Source organism: Agathobaculum sp. Marseille-P7918, from assembly GCF_964248325.1.
Lineage (GTDB): Bacteria > Bacillota > Clostridia > Oscillospirales > Butyricicoccaceae > Agathobaculum.
On sequence record NZ_CAXTXI010000009.1, the window covers coordinates 1 to 17,963 of the forward strand.

Sequence of the window (17,963 nt, forward strand, 5' to 3'; positions counted from 1 at the left end):
CAACAACTTTCCCATGAGGCCTCTGGGTTGGCTTTCTCCTTTTGAGTTCTCTGTCCAATATGTTTGACAAACCTACAATTTTTCTAAAAGAGGGCGCAAAAAGGCAGATCGCAAAACTCAAAGATTTTGCGATCGCCTTTCTTGTGCTCTTTTTTATTCTGCTGAGGCTGTTTGAAGGCGTATGCAGTACCGTGAAAACGGTGTATTTGGTCGCGCAGATGCCTTCCTATCAACAAAATATAGATTTAAATATAGATTTTGCTGATAGGGGTGCAGAATCAATGAAAAACAAATGGTTAGTCTACTGGCCGCGAGCGAGGCCTGTATACTGGCAGGTCTTGGTGAGTGCAGCCTGTCCATAGGGAGTGGCGGAATGTATGATTCCTCTCCGCGTTCGAACCATGCGGTTCAACGGGTCTGACGATAGGATATATCCCACCGAGGAAAGCGTTCGGACGGCCTAATCCATACGTGAATGTAATTACATAAAAAGATTCATTGAACTGGTAATCGGTGAAATCAGGTTGCTCAAGCGGAAGGACGAGCAGATGAAGGATGTGGTGTTCCAAACATTGGACAAACTTATGACTCGTGGGGATAGACTGCAAGGTTCTAGGTTTGCCGTGCTTGATACCAGCATCCGCAGGGACCGTACCGCACGGAATCCCCGCACCGGTGAACTTATCCACCTGCCTGAGGAAAGGAGTGTTGCATTCAGGCCAGCGCAGGTATTGAAAAAAACAGTTGAGTGAATCCGGCAAAAGAAAAGACAAATAAAAAGAAGGAGATGGAAACATGAAGAAACGGCTTTTGGCATTGGTCATGGGATTGTTTCCAACGGCTTTCGCGGCTGGCCAGTCAGGAAACAGTTCTTCTTCCGACGGCGTGAGCACGCGGGCTATGACATCGGATAAGGATTATACCATAAGTTTCGTTAAGGACGCCTTCAACATTACGCAGATTGGCGTCAGGGTGGTCGACGGCAGCAGTCCGCCGGCTAATCTGTCAGGGCAGTTTAACGATGCTACGAAGCAGAAAATCACCTTGGACGGCGCCAGCTTTTCGATCGGCGACGGCTCGATGTCGCCGGCTAACATGGTGGCCGGATACGGACTGATGGATGTTACAACTACTAAGGTAGGCACATACTACTATCAGTATGCCACTTGGGAGCGGTCACTGACAGCTGATCCCGTTACGAGCCTCACCTATGAGGATATTAAAGCGCACGCGGGCCAGACTCTCTACCTCAATTATCGCACGTCTGCAGGTAAGCTGAAGGTTCCCGTCACCGCAGTGTCGGATACTGGCGAGACGCTTGCCCAAAAGTCTGACTTTGTTCCCGGTGATATCACCGAGGCGCAGGCGCAGGAGGTTGTGGCTGGGTTGAGTTCCCCCTATTACTTCCAAGGGGCAGAACTGCGGCCTAAAAGCGGAACGGCCAGCCCGATTCCCATTACCTATGTCAACCTTTTAAACGGTTGTTACTATGTCAAAAGCAGCTTGAGCAGCAATAGCATGGATGCCTTCGACATAAACGATTGGGATGTATACCTTGTGTATGAGCAGGCCTACAAACTGACCCTGCACATTGAGGATCCGGGCAACCACGCTAATAATAAGGTTAATGGGGTGCACCGCACAACCGGAGATTACGTCTACCAGATTCCTAAGAATGGTGTTCTGGAACTGACGTTTGGAATAGGTACGAACAGCAATCTCACAGTGACCAACACCACCGGTGGCGGCAACAACGTGCTCTTTAACTCTGCAACGAGCGGCTATCAAATCAAGGAATACACACTGACCTTGACCGGCTCGATGCTCAGCGGGGATCAAACGGTAACTGCAAACTATGAGAATTTATTGGGTAAGACCAGTTTTACGCTGGACTATAGCCACTACATAGATAGCCCGAACAGTTACCATGGCAATGAGGTGAAGCTATTCCCGGGCGGCGGCAGTAATGGCACTGCACTCGACAAAAATAGCACCACCACAACCATCAAACAAGGTGATATACTGCGATTCTATTGTAACGCATCTAGTGCAAGCTATCTGGTGAATACCCTGGTACTCAACGGCACGGCACTCAACCTGCCAGCCTGGGAGTGGGGCGGAAAAGGCACTCATGAGGCATCTGCTGATACCACCATCTATGATTCAGCGGGCAATGTGATGGCACAGGTAACCACTAGTGTGTGGATTCAGTACCAGTCTAGCACCCAATACACCTATCCCAAACAAGCCGATTTCTATATAACCTTCAAGGTACTTAATAATAATATCAAGCTTGACCGCGCCAATATGGCGCCCGTGACCTTTCCCGACCTCATTATCTACGAGATGGGAGACGGACTCAACGTTGAATACTACAATAACGCTTCAATGGCGTCTGAAGATGATAGAAAGCCTGCTCCCATCGGCTGCGGCATCTATCCCCTTGAGAATGGCGCGGTCTGGGTCACTCCGGAATTCGGCTACTATGTGACACAGTTCCGCATGGGCGAAAGCGATGCCTTGATCCCGACGACGGATACCGGTACTACATGGTATGGAGCTAAGACGTATAGAACCAATGATGGCGGTAGCGGTGCACCGAGCACTCAGAACCGCCAAAAAATTACTGATGCTGGTAGTAGTCCGGGTTATATCAAGTCTGACCTCATTGATTATTCCTTCCAGTATGACTGGGATGGCAATGTAGGCGATGGTTACTATACCGATAGCGCGGCCTTCAACTTGGGTATGGATAATTTGGCGACATCGGTTCTTGACGCCAGCTTGCAGCCCAATGCACCTGCAGGCACAACCTTCGTCGGGTGGAGCCTGACTCCTACCAATGGCGGATACGTAGATGACTATTATCTTCCCGGTCAGAGCATTCCGCGAGATGTGGTCGCGGCGAACAAATCTGCCATTACCTACGGTAACACCGGCAAGGCCGTCATCAATCTCTATCCTGTGTTCGAGAATAACAGTAACAGTCCTTATGTGAGTTACACGGTGACCATTCATGTGGGCAACGCAACCTATACTTTACCTTTCACTGGCGGCATGTTAGGCTCCAGCTTGGATCGCGATCTTGTCATGGCGCTGGGGCAGGTGTCGAGTTATATTGGTGGTCTGACTGATAACTATGTAATGGACGGTGCCCGCAGTGACAGCCTGGTGGAACTCACGGGTTCAGGGTCCAATGCCTTTAACCTCTACTATGTTGACACTGACCCGGTGAACATCACTTTTGTATCACCCTATGGCTTTACTGATGGAACTACAGGCTCGGAGCAGACCAAGACAGGTAAGCAGACACCCGGCAGTATCATGGAAGTGCCTACGCCCTATGAGGGGGATGGTGCTAACGCTTCTTTCATCGGATGGAGTTTGGACAAGAGTGCTACAACAGGCATGAACCTGACCAACGCTCTGGTGCCCTATGGGGATACCACCTACTATGCCATCTACGCGCCTAACCACACTGTCTCTTTCTACACATGGACGGAGGCGGACAGTTGGGGCGCGAGTGCTGCTCTGACTGCTTCCGTGGGTAATGGCCAGACTATCCCTACGAATAAGAAGAGTGAGATCAACGCCCTGACACCCAACATTACGGGTTACAATTTCCAAGGGTGGGCCAAGAACGGTCCCAGCGGTCCGACAGTTCAGGTGGACGCTCTGATGCAAACGACGTTCACAACAGACACGGATTATTATGCTGTTTATACCCCGAGAGATGATATTTCCGTTACGTTGAATGCCAATGGCGGTACGTTTGGTGCAGCACAGAATACCAAGACATTGTCTAATCAGGTCTACGGCCAGACGATGAACTATGGCGATGCTCCGACCCGTGAAGGCGGGTATGTCTTTGCCGGATGGAGTACTGACAAGAGTGCTACCGTGGGTCAATTGACCATCACCGCTCCGGCTACCCCGGGCGCCACTTATTACGCTGTGTGGATTCTGCCCCAGCTGGAAGTGACAGCGAATGGTCCTTTCACTTATGACGGCACAACAAAGACGCCTACGCTCACTGTAAAGTACAATGGAAAAGAAGTGTCCTCAGGAGACTACAAGGTACAATACAGCAGCGATACACGCGCTAACGCCGGTACTTACACCGTTTTGGTGACCTATCAGGATTTGCAGGGCATTGCAACCTTCATTGTTGAGCCGAAAGCCATCAATGACTCAAGTGTTACGGTGGAAAACATCGCCCAGCAGGAGTACACCGGTAGCGAACTGCGTCCCGGTGTGACGATCAAAGACGGTGAAAAAACACTGAATCTCAACGCCGATTATGTGGTAAGTTACAGCAATAACACGAAAGTAGGCGGCGGTGCTACTGTGACGATTCAGGGTATTGGCAACTATAAGGCGAGCACAAGCAAGACCTTCCAAATCGTGCCGCCCGCAAACATTTCTATTGCCGCCATTCCGGATCAGGAGTACACCGGAAAAGCGGTTACGCCTGATCTTGTGGTGTACGATAGCAACGGTCGTATGCTGACCAAGGAAACAGATTACACCGCAAACTTCACCAACAATACCAACGTAGGCAACGCAAATGTCAGTGTCATTGGTAAGGGTAACTATGCGGGCAAAACTGCAAACAGCACTTTCCGTATTACTGCTGCGGGCAACGCGCTCACTGTTACGGTGGATCCGGTGCAGATGACAACAAGTCAGGGAGCGCCCACTATCACCGTAAGCTCGGGCAATGTGCAGTTGTCTGCCGATAACGATTATACCCTGAGTTACCAGATGTATGGCGAGAATGGTGCTTTGCAGTCTACAAACGCTTCCATGACTGCGGCGGGCATTTATCTGATCACTGCAAACGGCAGGGGAAGCTATCAGGGTGCTACCGGTTCCGCCACTTTCGTGCGCATTCCGGTGGATACTGGTAATGATTTGACCATCACCGGCATTGATGCAGACAATCAGGTGCTCACCTACAATGGTCAGAACCAAAACACGGTGCTGAATGGTCTGAAGGTGCAGTATCAGGACAGTAACTTGTCTGCATCAGATTACGATATTTCCATCCAATACAACAATACAACGACATGGAATAGCGTGGCTGATGCGCAGTTGATCAACGCGGGTACCTATCTGGTTACTGTCACGGCTAAGAATACCTATAGCGGTACCGCCAACCTGACCATCTACATCCAGCCAAAGAACATTGCGGATGAGAATATTGTGGTAGACGGCACTCTTGAGGCGGTCTACAACGGTCAGGCGCATGACCACCCCTTCACTGTCACCGACAATGCTATTAGCAGTGGAACTGAGCTAATCAAGGATACTGATTATACTCTGGTGGATCCGGACCACGCTCAGCACACAGATGTTGGTTCCTACCCCCTCACTATCACCGGCAAGGGGAATTACAACGGTACGCGCGAGGTCACATACACCATTACGCCCGCAACCGGCACCGCTGGTACAGGCGGCGGTTTGACCATCGCACCCATTCAGAACCAGACCTACACCGGCAATGCTATTGAGCCGGAGGTGACCGTATCTTTTGACAGCACACCGCTGACGAAGGATACCCACTATACGGTGAAGTATGACTTTAATGTAAACGCGGGTCTTGGTGTGGTCACCGTTACCGGTAAGACTGGCACAAACTATGAAGGCATGACCGGCAGTGCTACCTTTACCATTGAACCAAAGAATATAGCTTCTCTCACCGTGAACGGCATCAAGAATGCCAACTACACCGGCAGCCCCATCCGGCAGACGATTACCATCCAAGATGGCGGAAAGACTCTGGTAGAGGGTACGGACTATTATGTGGAGTACTCTAGCAATATCAATGTAGGAACTGCTACCGTGACGATTTACGGCATCAACAACTACAAGGGTACAAATGCACAGAATTTTACCATTAGTACGGTGGATATCGGCGGCGGGGATGGCGATACCACTACGCCCGGCAGTGGGTTTGGTGTTGCGGTATATCCGCCTACCGGCGTGTATACCGGTGTGACACACAATCCTGCTGTGGTAGTGACCTACAACGGCGTGGCACTGGATGCTAACAGCGACTATACTTTGATGTATAAGACCCTCGAGGGTGTGGATGTTGGTGCTGGCGGTATGATCGACGTAGGCACTTATGTCATCACTGTCACCGGTCAGGGCAATTACACCGGCACAGTGGACGCTCGCTACACCATCACTCCGGTGAGTGATAGCTCTACCGGTGCGGGCAGCACACTGGCTATCGCCCCCATCGATTCCAAAACCTATACCGGAGACAGCATTAAACCCACAGTCAGTGTAACCTACAACGGACAAGTGGTGCAGCCCGATGCTTACACCGTAAGCTATAGCGCCAATGTTAACGTAGGTCAGGCGACTGTTATTGTCAGCGGTAACGCGGATACCAATTATGAAGGCATGGTAGGCGCTACAACCTTTACTATTACGCCTAAGGATATCACTCTCGATGATATCTCCGTCGGTGCAATTCCTGACCAGACTTATACTGGCAGCGCCATTGAGCCGGAACTTACCATCACGGACATGACCCGACAGGCCGAGCTGATCATGGGCGCGGATTACATTCTGGGTTATAAGAATAATGTGGACGTGAGCAGCCGGACAGCGACTGCCGTTATTACTGGCCGAGGCAACTACACCGGCACGAAAGAAGTGACCTTCAACATCACTCAGGCGAACATCGGCGGTACAGACACTGACCCAACTACACCCGGTACGGATTTCGCCGTGGAGGTCTATCCAAGCAAGGGTGCATACACCGCCAAGGCACATACCCCTGCTGTGATGGTTCATTACAAGGGATTACTGCTGGAGGAAAACAAGGACTATTACGTAACCTATACGAAGGATAGCGACAGCAGTGATGTAACTGCTTCCGGAATGATCGAAGTGGGTACATACACCATTACTGTCACCGGAAAAGGGAATTACAGTGGATCCGTTACTGTAAAATACGAGATTACCGCGGCGGATTCGAGCCAGGTGTTGATAACTGAACCTATTTCGGATGTGGAGTATACTGGCAGCCCAATTGAGCCTTCTCTGGAAGTGAGCTATAGCGGCCAGGAACTGACTAAGGACCGAGACTACACCGTGTCCTACGAGACCGACAACGTCAATGCGGGCGTGGTTGTGGTCAAAATTCAAGGTCAGGGTGAAACCTATGGCGATCTGAGCACCACATCGGCTTTCCAAATTACCCGCAAGGATATTGCCAGCAGCGACATTTCCTTGCCGTCCATTGGCAGCCAGACTTACACAGGTGGGTATATTACGCCTGCCGCCACCGTTACCGACGGTACCCGGTCTGAGCAGTTGGTATTGAATAAGGACTACACGGTAGAGTATTCCAATAACCTGAATGTTGGTGAGGCTACTGTTACTATCCGAGGCATCGGTAACTACAGCGGTCAGCGTACCACCACCTTCCAAATTGCGGCGGCAGACGTGAGCAAGCCCGGCACTTCCGGCGGCGACACTGGCGGCATCACCGCCAATGTATATCCGAATAGTGGCGTATTCAACGGCACGAGCCACGCTCCTGCAGTTATCGTCACACATGACGGAGCCATTCTGGTATACGGCAAGGACTATGAGCTTTCTTATGCCAACCAATCCGGTGGTATCAACGCAAATGGTATGATTGATGTGGGTGAGTATACCATTACTGTCACCGGTAAGGGCAACTATACCGGCGTCAAGACAGCCACCTATACCATTACCCCTGTAGATGGCCAAAGCAGTGGCACGCTGGTTATCGATAAGATTGCCGACGTGACCTATAATGGCAGCGAACAGCAGCCTGCGGTTACCGTAACCTATAATGGCGCTACCTTGAACGCTGATACGGATTATGATGTGACCTACTCAAACAATGTCAACGCTGGCCTTGCTACTGTTAAAGTTATCGGTAAGGATAACTACGAAAACATGACCGGCATTGCCACATTTAACATCAGACCCAAGGAGATTACGTTGACCACGGTGGATCCGATTGATGATCAGACCTATACTGTTCGGCCATCCAGCCCACGATCACTGTCACAGATGGGGATAAGAAGCTGGTGCTGAATAAGGATTACACGGTCACATACAGCAACAACACTACTGTGGGAGCGGCCACGGCCATTGTGAGCGGCATCGGCAACTATACTGGTGTGCGTTCGGAGACCTTCCAGATTGTGGCTTCTACCGGTCTTCGGATTGAGGCCATCCCGGATCAGACCTATACCGGCGAGACTATCACGCCTGCTGTGGTAGTAAAGGACGCCAGCGGCAAGGTGTTAAAAGCTGACACCGATTACACGGTGGCATATCGTAACAACATTGAAGTGGGCATCGCTACCGTCACAGTCACTGGCATTGGAAACTATGATGGCTTGACGGGTTCCATGACTTTCCTGATTGTTGCCAAATTGCTTCATCTGGAGGTGACGGCAGAACCGGCTCAGATGGAAGTGAATAAGGGCGATCCTGCCATCACTGTGAAACTGAACGGCACTGGTCTGACGGAAAACACCGACTACACCCTGAGCTATCAGAAGTATGGTGAGAGTGGTGCGCTGGAGAATGCTGAAGAGCTCTCGGACGTGGGCATGTATATCATCACCGCCACCGGCGTCAACGACTACGAGGGAGCTATCGGCTCCACTGTGTTCGTTCGTCTGCCTGTGTCCACGGAGGATGGTCTCACCGTAGGCGGAGTTGACGTATCACAAGACGGAAATTTCATTGAACGGACCTACAATGGTCAGGACCAGAAGTCTGTTCTGGATGGCCTGACCGTAAGTGCGGGCGACAGTCAGCTTACAGCAGATGACTACACCGTTTCCGTAGCCTACAATGGCGGTAGAGATACGACTCTGGAAGAAGCGGAGATGGTCAATGCAGGTATCTATGTCGTCACGATTACCGGTAAAAACAGCTATGGCGGCAATAGCGCGACTCTGGTTGTGCTAATCAACCCCAAGGATATTTCTGATTTGTCCATCGATGTAACAATCCCCGAGTCTGACTATAATGCCAAGGAGCAGACCGCCAGCGTCACCGTCAGTGACAGCGACATTGCAGGAATTTACAACGTGACGCCAGATACCTTCAGCAGGATCGTTCCCATGGTTGATTCCGATGCGAAAGCACGAACGGTTGATGTCACCGCGATCAACAGCGGTAGGGAAACTGTCTACATGCTAGCGCAGGATACCGATTACACTGTGATTGGCGGCACTCAGACCAACGCAGGAAAGCATCGGGTGACCATTACCGGTATCGGCAATTACACCGGTATCCGCTTTGAGGATTTCATGATCAACCCGGCGGAAATCACCGTCAGCGGTGAGGAGACTATCACCTATGGTGAGACTCCTAATCTGGATACCATGACGATCAGCGGCATTCTGGATGCGGATGTGAACGATGTTACTGTGGAGCTTTCTGCACCTGCGAATTTGAATGCAGGTGTGCATGCTGTGATAGCCAGCCTGTCAGGGGCCAAGTCGGGCAATTACACGGTGAATATGACCGCAAAGATCACCGTCAATCCGCTGGATATTGGCGGCGGTGAAGGGGAAGGCGGCGATGAAGACAATGCCAATAGCTTCACCGCGAAGCTGACTCCCACCAGTGGATACTACAACAACCAGCCGCACAACCCTGTTGTGACTGTGACTTGTAACGACAAGAACCTGACTCAAGGTGTGGACTACATCGTAAATTACTCCGATAGTGAGGGCAATCCTGTGAGCGAAATGGTGAAGGTGGGTGCATATACCGTCACTGTTGTTGGAACAGGAAATTACACTGGTACTCTGCAACTGACTTACACCATTATGAACACGCCCAGCGGCGGCGGTGGCGGTGGCGGCGGTGGCGGCACCACCGACCCCGATACGAATCCGCAGGAGCCTGATCAACCCGATGAAAATCCGGGTGTCGCTAATCCGGACGATACCGGCGTATCCAATTGGCTGAATACTTCCGAGCATATCGCATACCTGAGTGGATACCCTGGAAATCTCTTTGGTCCGAATAAGAACATGACCCGCGCGGAAGCTGCCCAGATGTTCTACAATTTGCTGCTGAATCAGAATGTGCCCATCACGGTTAACTTCAATGATGTTTCCGCAGATGCCTGGTATGCTCAAGCGGTGAATACTCTGGCTTCGCTGGGCATCATCAACGGCGTGGGGGACAATCGGTACGACCCGACACGGTCTATCACTCGTGCAGAGTTCACAACCATCGCTATGCGCTTTACCAATGCGAAAGGCAGCGCAGAGAATATTTTCTCGGATGTGAGCTCGGACGACTGGTTCTATGAGTATGTTTTGGGAGCCATTCAGTACGGATGGATTCAGGGATATCCGAATGGTACATTTGGTCCCTATGATACCATCACTCGTGCGGAAGTAACCACAATTGTAAACCGGATGCTGGGCCGCAGTGCTGATGAGAGCTATGTTGACGGACATCAGGACATCCTGATGCAGTTCAACGACATAAGCAGCAGCCACTGGGCTTATTATCAGGTCGTAGAGGCTACTAACGCTCATGACTATACCAAGAATAACAACAAGGAAACCTGGACTGGGCTGAAGTAGGTCCAACTGTACTATTTGTGCGACTACAATGAGGGATATCAAACCTCGAATGTGGCGCAGTACGGCATATCCGACTCTGTACTGCACAAGGTGACACAACTGGAAAAAAGCACCGGCGTCTACATCATTTCATGTAGATGCCGGTGTTTTTCAATGACTGTTTTGATAATAAATCAGTCAAGATTCAAATCGATAAACAACAGGGACGTTATGACTCTGTGCAATATGGAATTGCCGCGCGCTGCAACCGCGTGCCAAAATCCGACAGATTCGGCAAGGATACCGGCAGATTCTACACGGTTTATTGTGGACTTCGGGTAAATTATGTATACTGTCTCTAAAAGTGCATGATGGGAGGAAAATATCTTGCAATCAAGGGTCATCTCCATGTTCCCATATCAAAAGGTCGATATAACGCCTTTCAAACGCAGCCCGGAAATTGACGAGGCGAAGCTGCAAAAGGAGTTCGATCGTGCGGTATACCCCACATCACGTGGTCAGACGGCGATGTGGCCGCTCTGGGAGACGTGGTAGAGTGCAGCATGACTTCTCCGGACAAGCGCTTCCAGCGCCCCAGTGCAAAGATTACGGTGGGTGCTGGGTTGCTGGACCGAGAGGAGGAAAAAAAGCTGGTGGGACAAAGGGTAGGCGATACGCAGATGCTTATTTGCCGCGGCAGCGAAGTCAGCGTCACAATTCTTTCGGTTAAGAAGCGGTGTGTGCCACCGCTGACCGATGAGATGGTGGACGCTCTGGGCCTTGAGGGGGTGCGCACGGTGGAACAGTACCACACCTATCTGGTGGAACAGGCGTTGGACGAGCGGTTCTCTAATGAGAGCTATGCAGTCATCCAATCCGTGCTTCAGACCGTGCGGGAGCGCAGCGAGGTCTTGATCACCCAGGAGGATTGGCAGCAGAGCGTACAGTGGGACATCAACCGGCTTTCGGTCATTGCACGGTTCGACGGGATGGAACTGGAAAAGATGACAGCGGCGGAGTTTGAGGGACGTATCCCGGTTCAAAGTTATTATGAGCTTGTGGCTATGCTGCAGCGTGATGCATGGCAAAACACATGGCAAATGCTTCTAGGCCGGAAGTTGGCGGAAGAGGATGGTTTCACAGTGACCGAGGCAGGATACGAGGACTTTCTGGCTGAGCTTGCTGCGTCATGGAATTCCACTGTTGAGGCGTACCGCCCCGCCTATCCCTATGCCTACTATGAGGCGATTCAATACCGCATTCACTATTATGACGCCGTATCCGATTACATCCGTAAAAATATTTATAGGGAGGACTAACCATGGCCATTCAGTATGCAACCGCAGAAAATTTTGATGAACTCGTCCAGCAGGATTTTGTAATCGTGGATTTCTTCTCTGACCACTGTGGACCCTGCAAGGTGTTCAGCAAGATTCTGGAGGATATCGCAGCGGAGATGCCCTTTGTCAACATCGTCAAGGTTAACACCACCGCAGAACCTGCACTAGGTGAGCGGTTTGAAATTCATGCGGTGCCGACGGTTCATTTTTACCGCAATGGTGAGTTTGCCGAGAGCTATCTTGGTGTCATTCCGGCCGACAAGCTGCGCGAGATGATTTCGGGATATCTATTCTGATGAAGGATTTGTTGATTGTGGGCAGTGGCCCAGCAGGAATCTCGGCCGCGTTGACCGCCGCTGCCCGGGGATTGGATTTTCTGTGGTTCGGCAGTCGGGAACTCAGCCCGAAAATTACACAGGCGCCCGAGATTTCCAACTATCCGGGGCTGTGTCGGGCATCAGGTCGTGCATTTCAAAAGGTATTGCAAGAGCAGATTGGGACTATGGAGCTTGAAATACGCGAGGAGCGCATTGACTCTATTTTCCCTATGGGGGATTATTTTGCGGCCTGTGTTAACGAAACTATGTATGAGGCAACAACCGTTTTGCTTGCTGTGGGGGTTTCTGCAACGGGGACAGTGCCGGGTGAACTGGACTATGTGGGGCAGGGGGTAAGCTACTGCGCAACCTGCGACGGTGCGCTGTACCGAGGCAAGACCGTGGCCATTGTCTCCACAAACCCGGCATTTGAGGAGGAGGTCGATTTTTTGGTTGGCCTTGCCGCCAGAGCGTATATCAGCCGCAGTTACGCGGCGGTTGATACGCCCAATGCTGAGTGTATTCCTTCCTTTCCCAGAAGCATTCGGCGGGAGGGGGGCAAACTGCTGCTCACCTACGCCGATGGAGAGCGCGCCGTGGACGGAATCTTTTTCTTGAAAGACTCTGTTTCTCCAGCTGTTCTATTGCAAGGCTTAGATATCGAAGGGGCGCACATTGCAGTAAACCGTGATCTGGAGACGAATATTCCCGGCTGCTTTGCCGCGGGAGACTGCACCGGCCGGCCGTATCAGTATGCCAAAGCGGTAGGTGAGGGCAATGTGGCCGTCCATACCGCGATTCGCTATCTGAAGCAGAAAAAAGAATCATGAAACATATGAAAACGCCGTCGGTTGGAACAGCCCGCTGACTTCTCCGGAGCGCAGGACGCACGGAAGGCGTTGGAAGGATTGTCCGCCGAAGCAACGGCTGCGGTCCAATCTCAAAAAAAGAGGATGAGCGCATATGCAAAATAAACTGCCTGTAAAAGGCTCCATGGGCAGGTTCTTTTCCATGCTGTGGAAGGCACGCTTGCCTTACGCTTGGATTTTGGGTTATATTATTGTTAACATCGTATTGACCAATGTGGGAGTCAGCACCACCGAGTATACCGCTGAGCTGTATGCCGGCAATGTGGATTTTATGGGCGTGGTGCTGCCATTCCTGATGGTTTCTCTGGTCAGCCTTGTTATCAGCAGTATCTCGGGAATTCTGAGTGGGTTGTGTATGGCGCGCATCGACCGCAATCTGCGTCGGGCAGTGTGGGAAAAAGTAGTACGCCTGCCCTTTGGTTATTACCAGCAAAACGCGCCTAAGGAGCTGATCTCCCGCGTGACCACCGATGTCAGCACCATCAGCGCTCTGATTATGCAGGTGTTTATTCTGGCGTTGACCTCGTTGTATGCGACGGTGCGCCTCTTTGTACAGATCCGGTCTTACGACCCACGGCTCATGGTGGCGACACTGGTGCTGCTGCCCCTGCAGGTGGTCATCGGCGGTATCGCCGGACATCTCAAATTCGGGCTGAGTGATCGGGTCAACCGCCGGACGGCGGAACTGACAGAGGCGATATCGGAGCGCACCAGTCAGGCTATGCTCATCAAGTCTTTCTCGGCGCAAGAGCGGGAGGAACACACCGTTGGCCAGCGCGCCAAAGCCTTCTATAAGATTTCGATCCAAAACGCATGGGTCACCAATTTTGTTTCCCCGGTCTATGTGCTGGTGGGCGCGCTGCAATTCATCGTCATCGTTATGGTGGGGCGTGGATTCTATTCGGACGGTTCGATTACATTGGCTCAGTGGGTGGCTTATTTTGCCTTTGCCAATCAGATCATCAATTACCTGACTGCCTACACCGGTTACTGGACAAGCCTCAAGGCGGCTCAGGGTGCGACAAACCGGGTGGCCGCCGTGATGGCCGAGCAGGAGGAAGATCGGGATGCCGGCGACAAGGTGGAAACACTTCGGGGTGACATTGCCTTCGACCATGTCTACTTTGCCTATGGGACAAAGCCACTCTTTGAGGATTTGTCCCTGACCATTCCTCAGGGACGGGCCACGGCGGTGATCGGCCCCTCGGGCAGCGGAAAAACGTCGCTGCTCAACTTAGTGGAACGACTGTACAGCCCGCAGTCCGGGTCCATCCGCATCGGTGCGGATGACATCCGCCGTTTCAGCAAAAAGAGCTATCGCGCTGCGCTCACTTACATTACGCAGGAATCTACCATGCTTTCGGGCACCATCCGTGAAAACCTTGTGTTTGGTGTCCGCCGCGAGGTGGAGGATGACGAGTTGGATCAGGTTTGCAAACAGGTCAATCTGCTGGATTACATCCGCAGCCTGCCTGCAGGCTATGACACACAGGTAGGCGAGGATGGGTTCCGGCTTTCGGGCGGACAGAAGCAGAAGCTGGCAGTTGCCCGGGGCATGCTGAAAAATTCCGAATATTTTCTGATGGACGAAGGTACAGCGGCCATGGATGCCGAAGCCAAGGATGCGGTGTGGGACGCAGTATCCCGCATGATGCGTGACAAAACCACACTCTATGTGGCTCATGACAGGCAGACCGTGCTGAAAGCAGACTACGTGGTAGTCATGGAGCAGGGCCGCGTGACGGCCTTTGGCCCCATCGAAACGGTGTACGAGAAGAATGATTACCTGCGGCAGCTGGTTGGCGAGGGAGGTCTGAAACGATGAAGCAAGCGAAAAAACACGAAAAGGAACGGCCCCGGAGGGAAAAACTCTGGGGGCCGTTTCTCAGACTTTATACCCGGTTTCCCATTCCCTGGCTGTTTTTTATCGGCGCGATTCTGCTGGGGGTCGCCGCTACGGAACTTGCGCTGCGGGTGGCAGACTTGACGATCCGAGTCAACAAAGGAGAACTATACAACGGGGTCATCATCGCGTATGTGTTGCTTAGCATTCTGAACGCTGTGATCATAGGCTTCCAGAATATATTGGTCACCTATGGTACCCAGACTACCACATTGCGGGTGCGGGGCGTAGTGTGGCGGGCAATCTTGGGACTGTCGATGAAGGATGTTGAGCAGGAAGGTCCCAGCAATCTGATCTCCTGTGTGACCAATGACGCCACGCAAGCAGCCAGTGCTTTACAGATGCTGTTTTTGTGTGCATCCTCGCTGTATGCACTGATACGTGCCTGTATGAAAATGGTGATTTACAACGTGAGAATGTCGCTGGTGTTGGTTATCGCGATTCCGCTGGCTATGTTGGTGTTCTTTATCGTAGGACGAATGCAATTCATTGCCAGTCGGCGGCAGTATGAGGCACTCAACACGATGACAGCCTTTTTTTCCGAGCATATTGCCTGCACCAAGCATGTCAAAGCGCAGGGGATGGAGGAACGCGAGATTGAGGAGGGGATGCATGCCATTGAGACGCGGTACAAAGCAGATATTCTCAATGTGCTGTTCAATATGGTGCAGACGGGCTTGTTCAGCCTTTGCGGAAAGCTAAATACCGTACTGATCGCCGTAGGCGGATCACACCTCATCCGCACCGGTCAGATGGAGAGCACCGGCATTAACGATTTCACTACTTACTCCGGCACGGTGGAACAATATGAGAGCGAGATGCTGACTCTGTATCAGACCGTTAAGGGAACACAGGGCAGCTTGCGGCATGTCAACGAGATTCTAGGGCGCGAAGCGGAGCAGTTGGACGTGGGCAGCCCGCTGGGTCCGTCTGGTGACATTGAACTGCGCGACGTTCAGTTCAGCTTTGACGGCGAGTATTCCGTTCTGCGAGGCGTTTCCTTCACCATTCCTTATGGCAAGCGCACGGTGATCATCGGCGGCAACGGCAGCGGTAAATCCACCGTACTGAAACTGCTGCAGGGGTTTTACCGGCCGGATTCCGGTTCCATCACAATAAATGGCCAGAATCTGGCGGACGTTCGATTGTCCGACTTGCGCAGTCGCTTTGCCTATGTACTGCAAAATACGCCGTTACTTGCCGGCACGATTCGGGAAAATCTGGTCTACGGCGCCAAGACCATGCCGGACGAACAGACTATCATTGCGGCTGCCAAAGCCGCGAATGCCCACGATTTCATCCGGCAGCTGCCCGACGGATACGACACGCAGGTAGGTTCCGCCGGAATGCACCTTTCGGGCGGTCAGCGGCAGCGAATCGCCATCGCGCGCGCTCTGTTGGTACAGCCGGAATATCTGCTCCTGGATGAAGCCACCGCCAGTCTGGACCATCAAACCGGCGGACAAGTGTTCCAGAACATTCTCGATGGTAAGGTGCCTACGGTTATCTATATCTCCCATAACATGGACGAAGTCCGACGGGCTGACCATGCTGTTGTCCTGCGGAACGGACAGGTTGAGGCGAGCGGCACCCCCGAAGAGTTGGCACGCGTAAGCCCGACTTACCGCGATTATGCGGCCAAGCAGCGGGTGGAGGTATCGGTATGAGAAAAATTACGATTACCTTTATGCTGCTGCTTATTCTGGCGACGGTCGGCGCGTTGGTCTTTGTAGGACTCTCACCGGACTTTGTGGAACCGCTCAAACTGAACGACCAAACGGAGCTGACGGCCGATAACCCGATATGGGGTAAGTCTATCGACGAACTGGCGGAGTATCTGGTTGCGCAGGGTGTATTGCCCTCGGCAGAGTACGCGCCGCTGTCGGGAGGTATTGCTACCGTGGCGCGGAGCTACAGCGGTCTGGAACTGTACTGGTGGGATCTGGAGACTATGAAAGAGGGCAGTGATGAGTACAATGCCTATATCGGCGCTCGGGACAACGGAGCAATTGATCTCTGGGGCAGCGGTAGTCTGATGACTATTACGGCGCTGCGCGGTCCCTTTGCCCTGAACATTACCACCGCCTACACCGGCGATCCTGTCAAAGCGGAAGCGGCATTCCGGAGCTTTTGTGCGGACGCGGAAAACCAAGCGGAAGGAGGAGACAGTTATGCAGATTCGGACAGTAATCGTTGAAAAAAATCCCGAACAGCTCATCGAAATTGAAAATCTGCTGGCGTTCTACCGCAAGTTCGAGATTGTGCGCACCTTTGACGACATTGATTCTGCCAGCCAGTATTTACAGGAAGAGGAGGTCGGTGCGGTCTTTATCCGCAGTGACGTAGGTGATCCTCAGCGCACTCCGGACGGCAGCTTTCTGTTAGGCTACATCACACAGAAAAAGCCCGATCTGTTGGCTGTGCTTTACTGTGATTCCAAGGATACCGCTTTTTGGGGGCTGACGGCTGGGGCAGTGGCCGCCTTCACCACGCCCATTGATCCGCTGCTGTTTCAGCGTGCCATCGACCGGGTGCTCTATGTGTTTGACCTGCTGCAGTACAAGCGGGATGCTCAGGCGCGGAGCATTATGGTAAAAACCAAGGACGGATACCGGATGCTGCGCCTGACGGATATTCTGTTTATTGAACGCCGGGAGCGCAAAAAATACATCGTCTGTGCTGATGGCTGTGAGGTCACGGTGTCCAACTATTCTATGGATGACTTGGAGACAATGCTGAGCACCAGCCATTTCTATCGCTGCTATTCTTCTTTTATCATTAATCTGGAACGGGTGGTTCGCATCAACATCAACACAGACAAAAAGCTCTATTCTATCACTCTGGACGGCTTTGACGGAGAGATTATTCTGAGCCGTGAAAAGTACAAGGAGCTTATGGCTGTTCTGAAAAAGAAATATTCTGACTTGACACTGTAAAGG

At 52.0% G+C, this 17,963-nt stretch carries 12 protein-coding genes; all 12 read left to right on the forward strand.

The window, feature by feature from the left end; all coding sequences use genetic code 11:
• Nucleotides 1–59 precede the first annotated feature (59 nt).
• The 12 genes from ACESSO_RS11875 (at nt 60) to ACESSO_RS11930 (ending at nt 17,960) form a co-directional block, all read left to right on the forward strand.
• Nucleotides 60–362: a hypothetical protein gene (locus ACESSO_RS11875; RefSeq protein ID WP_373165589.1), complete on the forward strand. Its 303-nt coding sequence runs from the start codon at nt 60–62 to the stop codon at nt 360–362.
• Nucleotides 363–503: 141 nt separating this feature from the next.
• Nucleotides 504–752, forward strand: coding sequence for an HU family DNA-binding protein (locus ACESSO_RS11880; protein ID WP_373165788.1), 249 nt, complete (start codon nt 504–506; stop codon nt 750–752).
• Between the two features lie 43 nt (nt 753–795).
• A complete protein-coding gene (locus ACESSO_RS11885; RefSeq protein WP_373165591.1) occupies nt 796–8,088 on the forward strand; it encodes a beta strand repeat-containing protein in 7,293 nt (2,430 codons plus the stop codon).
• Complete coding sequence (locus tag ACESSO_RS11890; protein ID WP_373165593.1) at nt 8,082–10,616, forward strand: S-layer homology domain-containing protein; 2,535 nt, start codon at nt 8,082–8,084, stop codon at nt 10,614–10,616. Before ACESSO_RS11885 ends, ACESSO_RS11890 begins: the two co-directional genes overlap by 7 nt.
• 366 nt (nt 10,617–10,982) lie before the next feature.
• Complete coding sequence (locus ACESSO_RS11895) at nt 10,983–11,150, forward strand: hypothetical protein (protein WP_373165595.1); 168 nt, start codon at nt 10,983–10,985, stop codon at nt 11,148–11,150.
• A complete protein-coding gene (locus ACESSO_RS11900) occupies nt 11,126–11,914 on the forward strand; it encodes a hypothetical protein (protein ID WP_373165597.1) in 789 nt (262 codons plus the stop codon). Before ACESSO_RS11895 ends, ACESSO_RS11900 begins: the two co-directional genes overlap by 25 nt.
• 2 nt (nt 11,915–11,916) lie before the next feature.
• Nucleotides 11,917–12,231 (forward strand): thioredoxin family protein, encoded by a 315-nt coding sequence (locus tag ACESSO_RS11905; RefSeq protein ID WP_373165599.1) that lies wholly within the window; start codon nt 11,917–11,919, stop codon nt 12,229–12,231.
• A complete protein-coding gene (locus ACESSO_RS11910) occupies nt 12,231–13,082 on the forward strand; it encodes an NAD(P)/FAD-dependent oxidoreductase (protein WP_373165600.1) in 852 nt (283 codons plus the stop codon). Before ACESSO_RS11905 ends, ACESSO_RS11910 begins: the two co-directional genes overlap by 1 nt.
• 133 nt (nt 13,083–13,215) lie before the next feature.
• Entirely contained in the window at nt 13,216–14,946 is a 1,731-nt protein-coding gene (locus tag ACESSO_RS11915; protein ID WP_373165601.1) for an ABC transporter ATP-binding protein, read from the forward strand.
• A complete protein-coding gene (locus ACESSO_RS11920; protein ID WP_373165604.1) occupies nt 14,943–16,691 on the forward strand; it encodes an ABC transporter ATP-binding protein in 1,749 nt (582 codons plus the stop codon). Before ACESSO_RS11915 ends, ACESSO_RS11920 begins: the two co-directional genes overlap by 4 nt.
• Nucleotides 16,688–17,221 (forward strand): hypothetical protein, encoded by a 534-nt coding sequence (locus ACESSO_RS11925; RefSeq protein ID WP_373165606.1) that lies wholly within the window; start codon nt 16,688–16,690, stop codon nt 17,219–17,221. The genes ACESSO_RS11920 and ACESSO_RS11925 overlap by 4 nt, the downstream gene beginning before the upstream one ends.
• Entirely contained in the window at nt 17,196–17,960 is a 765-nt protein-coding gene (locus tag ACESSO_RS11930; RefSeq protein ID WP_373165608.1) for a LytR/AlgR family response regulator transcription factor, read from the forward strand. Before ACESSO_RS11925 ends, ACESSO_RS11930 begins: the two co-directional genes overlap by 26 nt.
• Nucleotides 17,961–17,963: the final 3 nt, after the last annotated feature.

Coding starts and splice junctions, on each gene's coding strand:
- ACESSO_RS11910 (WP_373165600.1), top strand. CDS start 12,231: ATGAAGGATTTGTTGATTGTGGGCAGTGGCCCAGCAGGAATCTCGGCC.
- ACESSO_RS11925 (WP_373165606.1), top strand. CDS start 16,688: ATGAGAAAAATTACGATTACCTTTATGCTGCTGCTTATTCTGGCGACG.
- ACESSO_RS11875 (WP_373165589.1), top strand. CDS start 60: ATGTTTGACAAACCTACAATTTTTCTAAAAGAGGGCGCAAAAAGGCAG.
- ACESSO_RS11905 (WP_373165599.1), top strand. CDS start 11,917: ATGGCCATTCAGTATGCAACCGCAGAAAATTTTGATGAACTCGTCCAG.
- ACESSO_RS11915 (WP_373165601.1), top strand. CDS start 13,216: ATGCAAAATAAACTGCCTGTAAAAGGCTCCATGGGCAGGTTCTTTTCC.
- ACESSO_RS11930 (WP_373165608.1), top strand. CDS start 17,196: ATGCAGATTCGGACAGTAATCGTTGAAAAAAATCCCGAACAGCTCATC.
- ACESSO_RS11920 (WP_373165604.1), top strand. CDS start 14,943: ATGAAGCAAGCGAAAAAACACGAAAAGGAACGGCCCCGGAGGGAAAAA.
- ACESSO_RS11885 (WP_373165591.1), top strand. CDS start 796: ATGAAGAAACGGCTTTTGGCATTGGTCATGGGATTGTTTCCAACGGCT.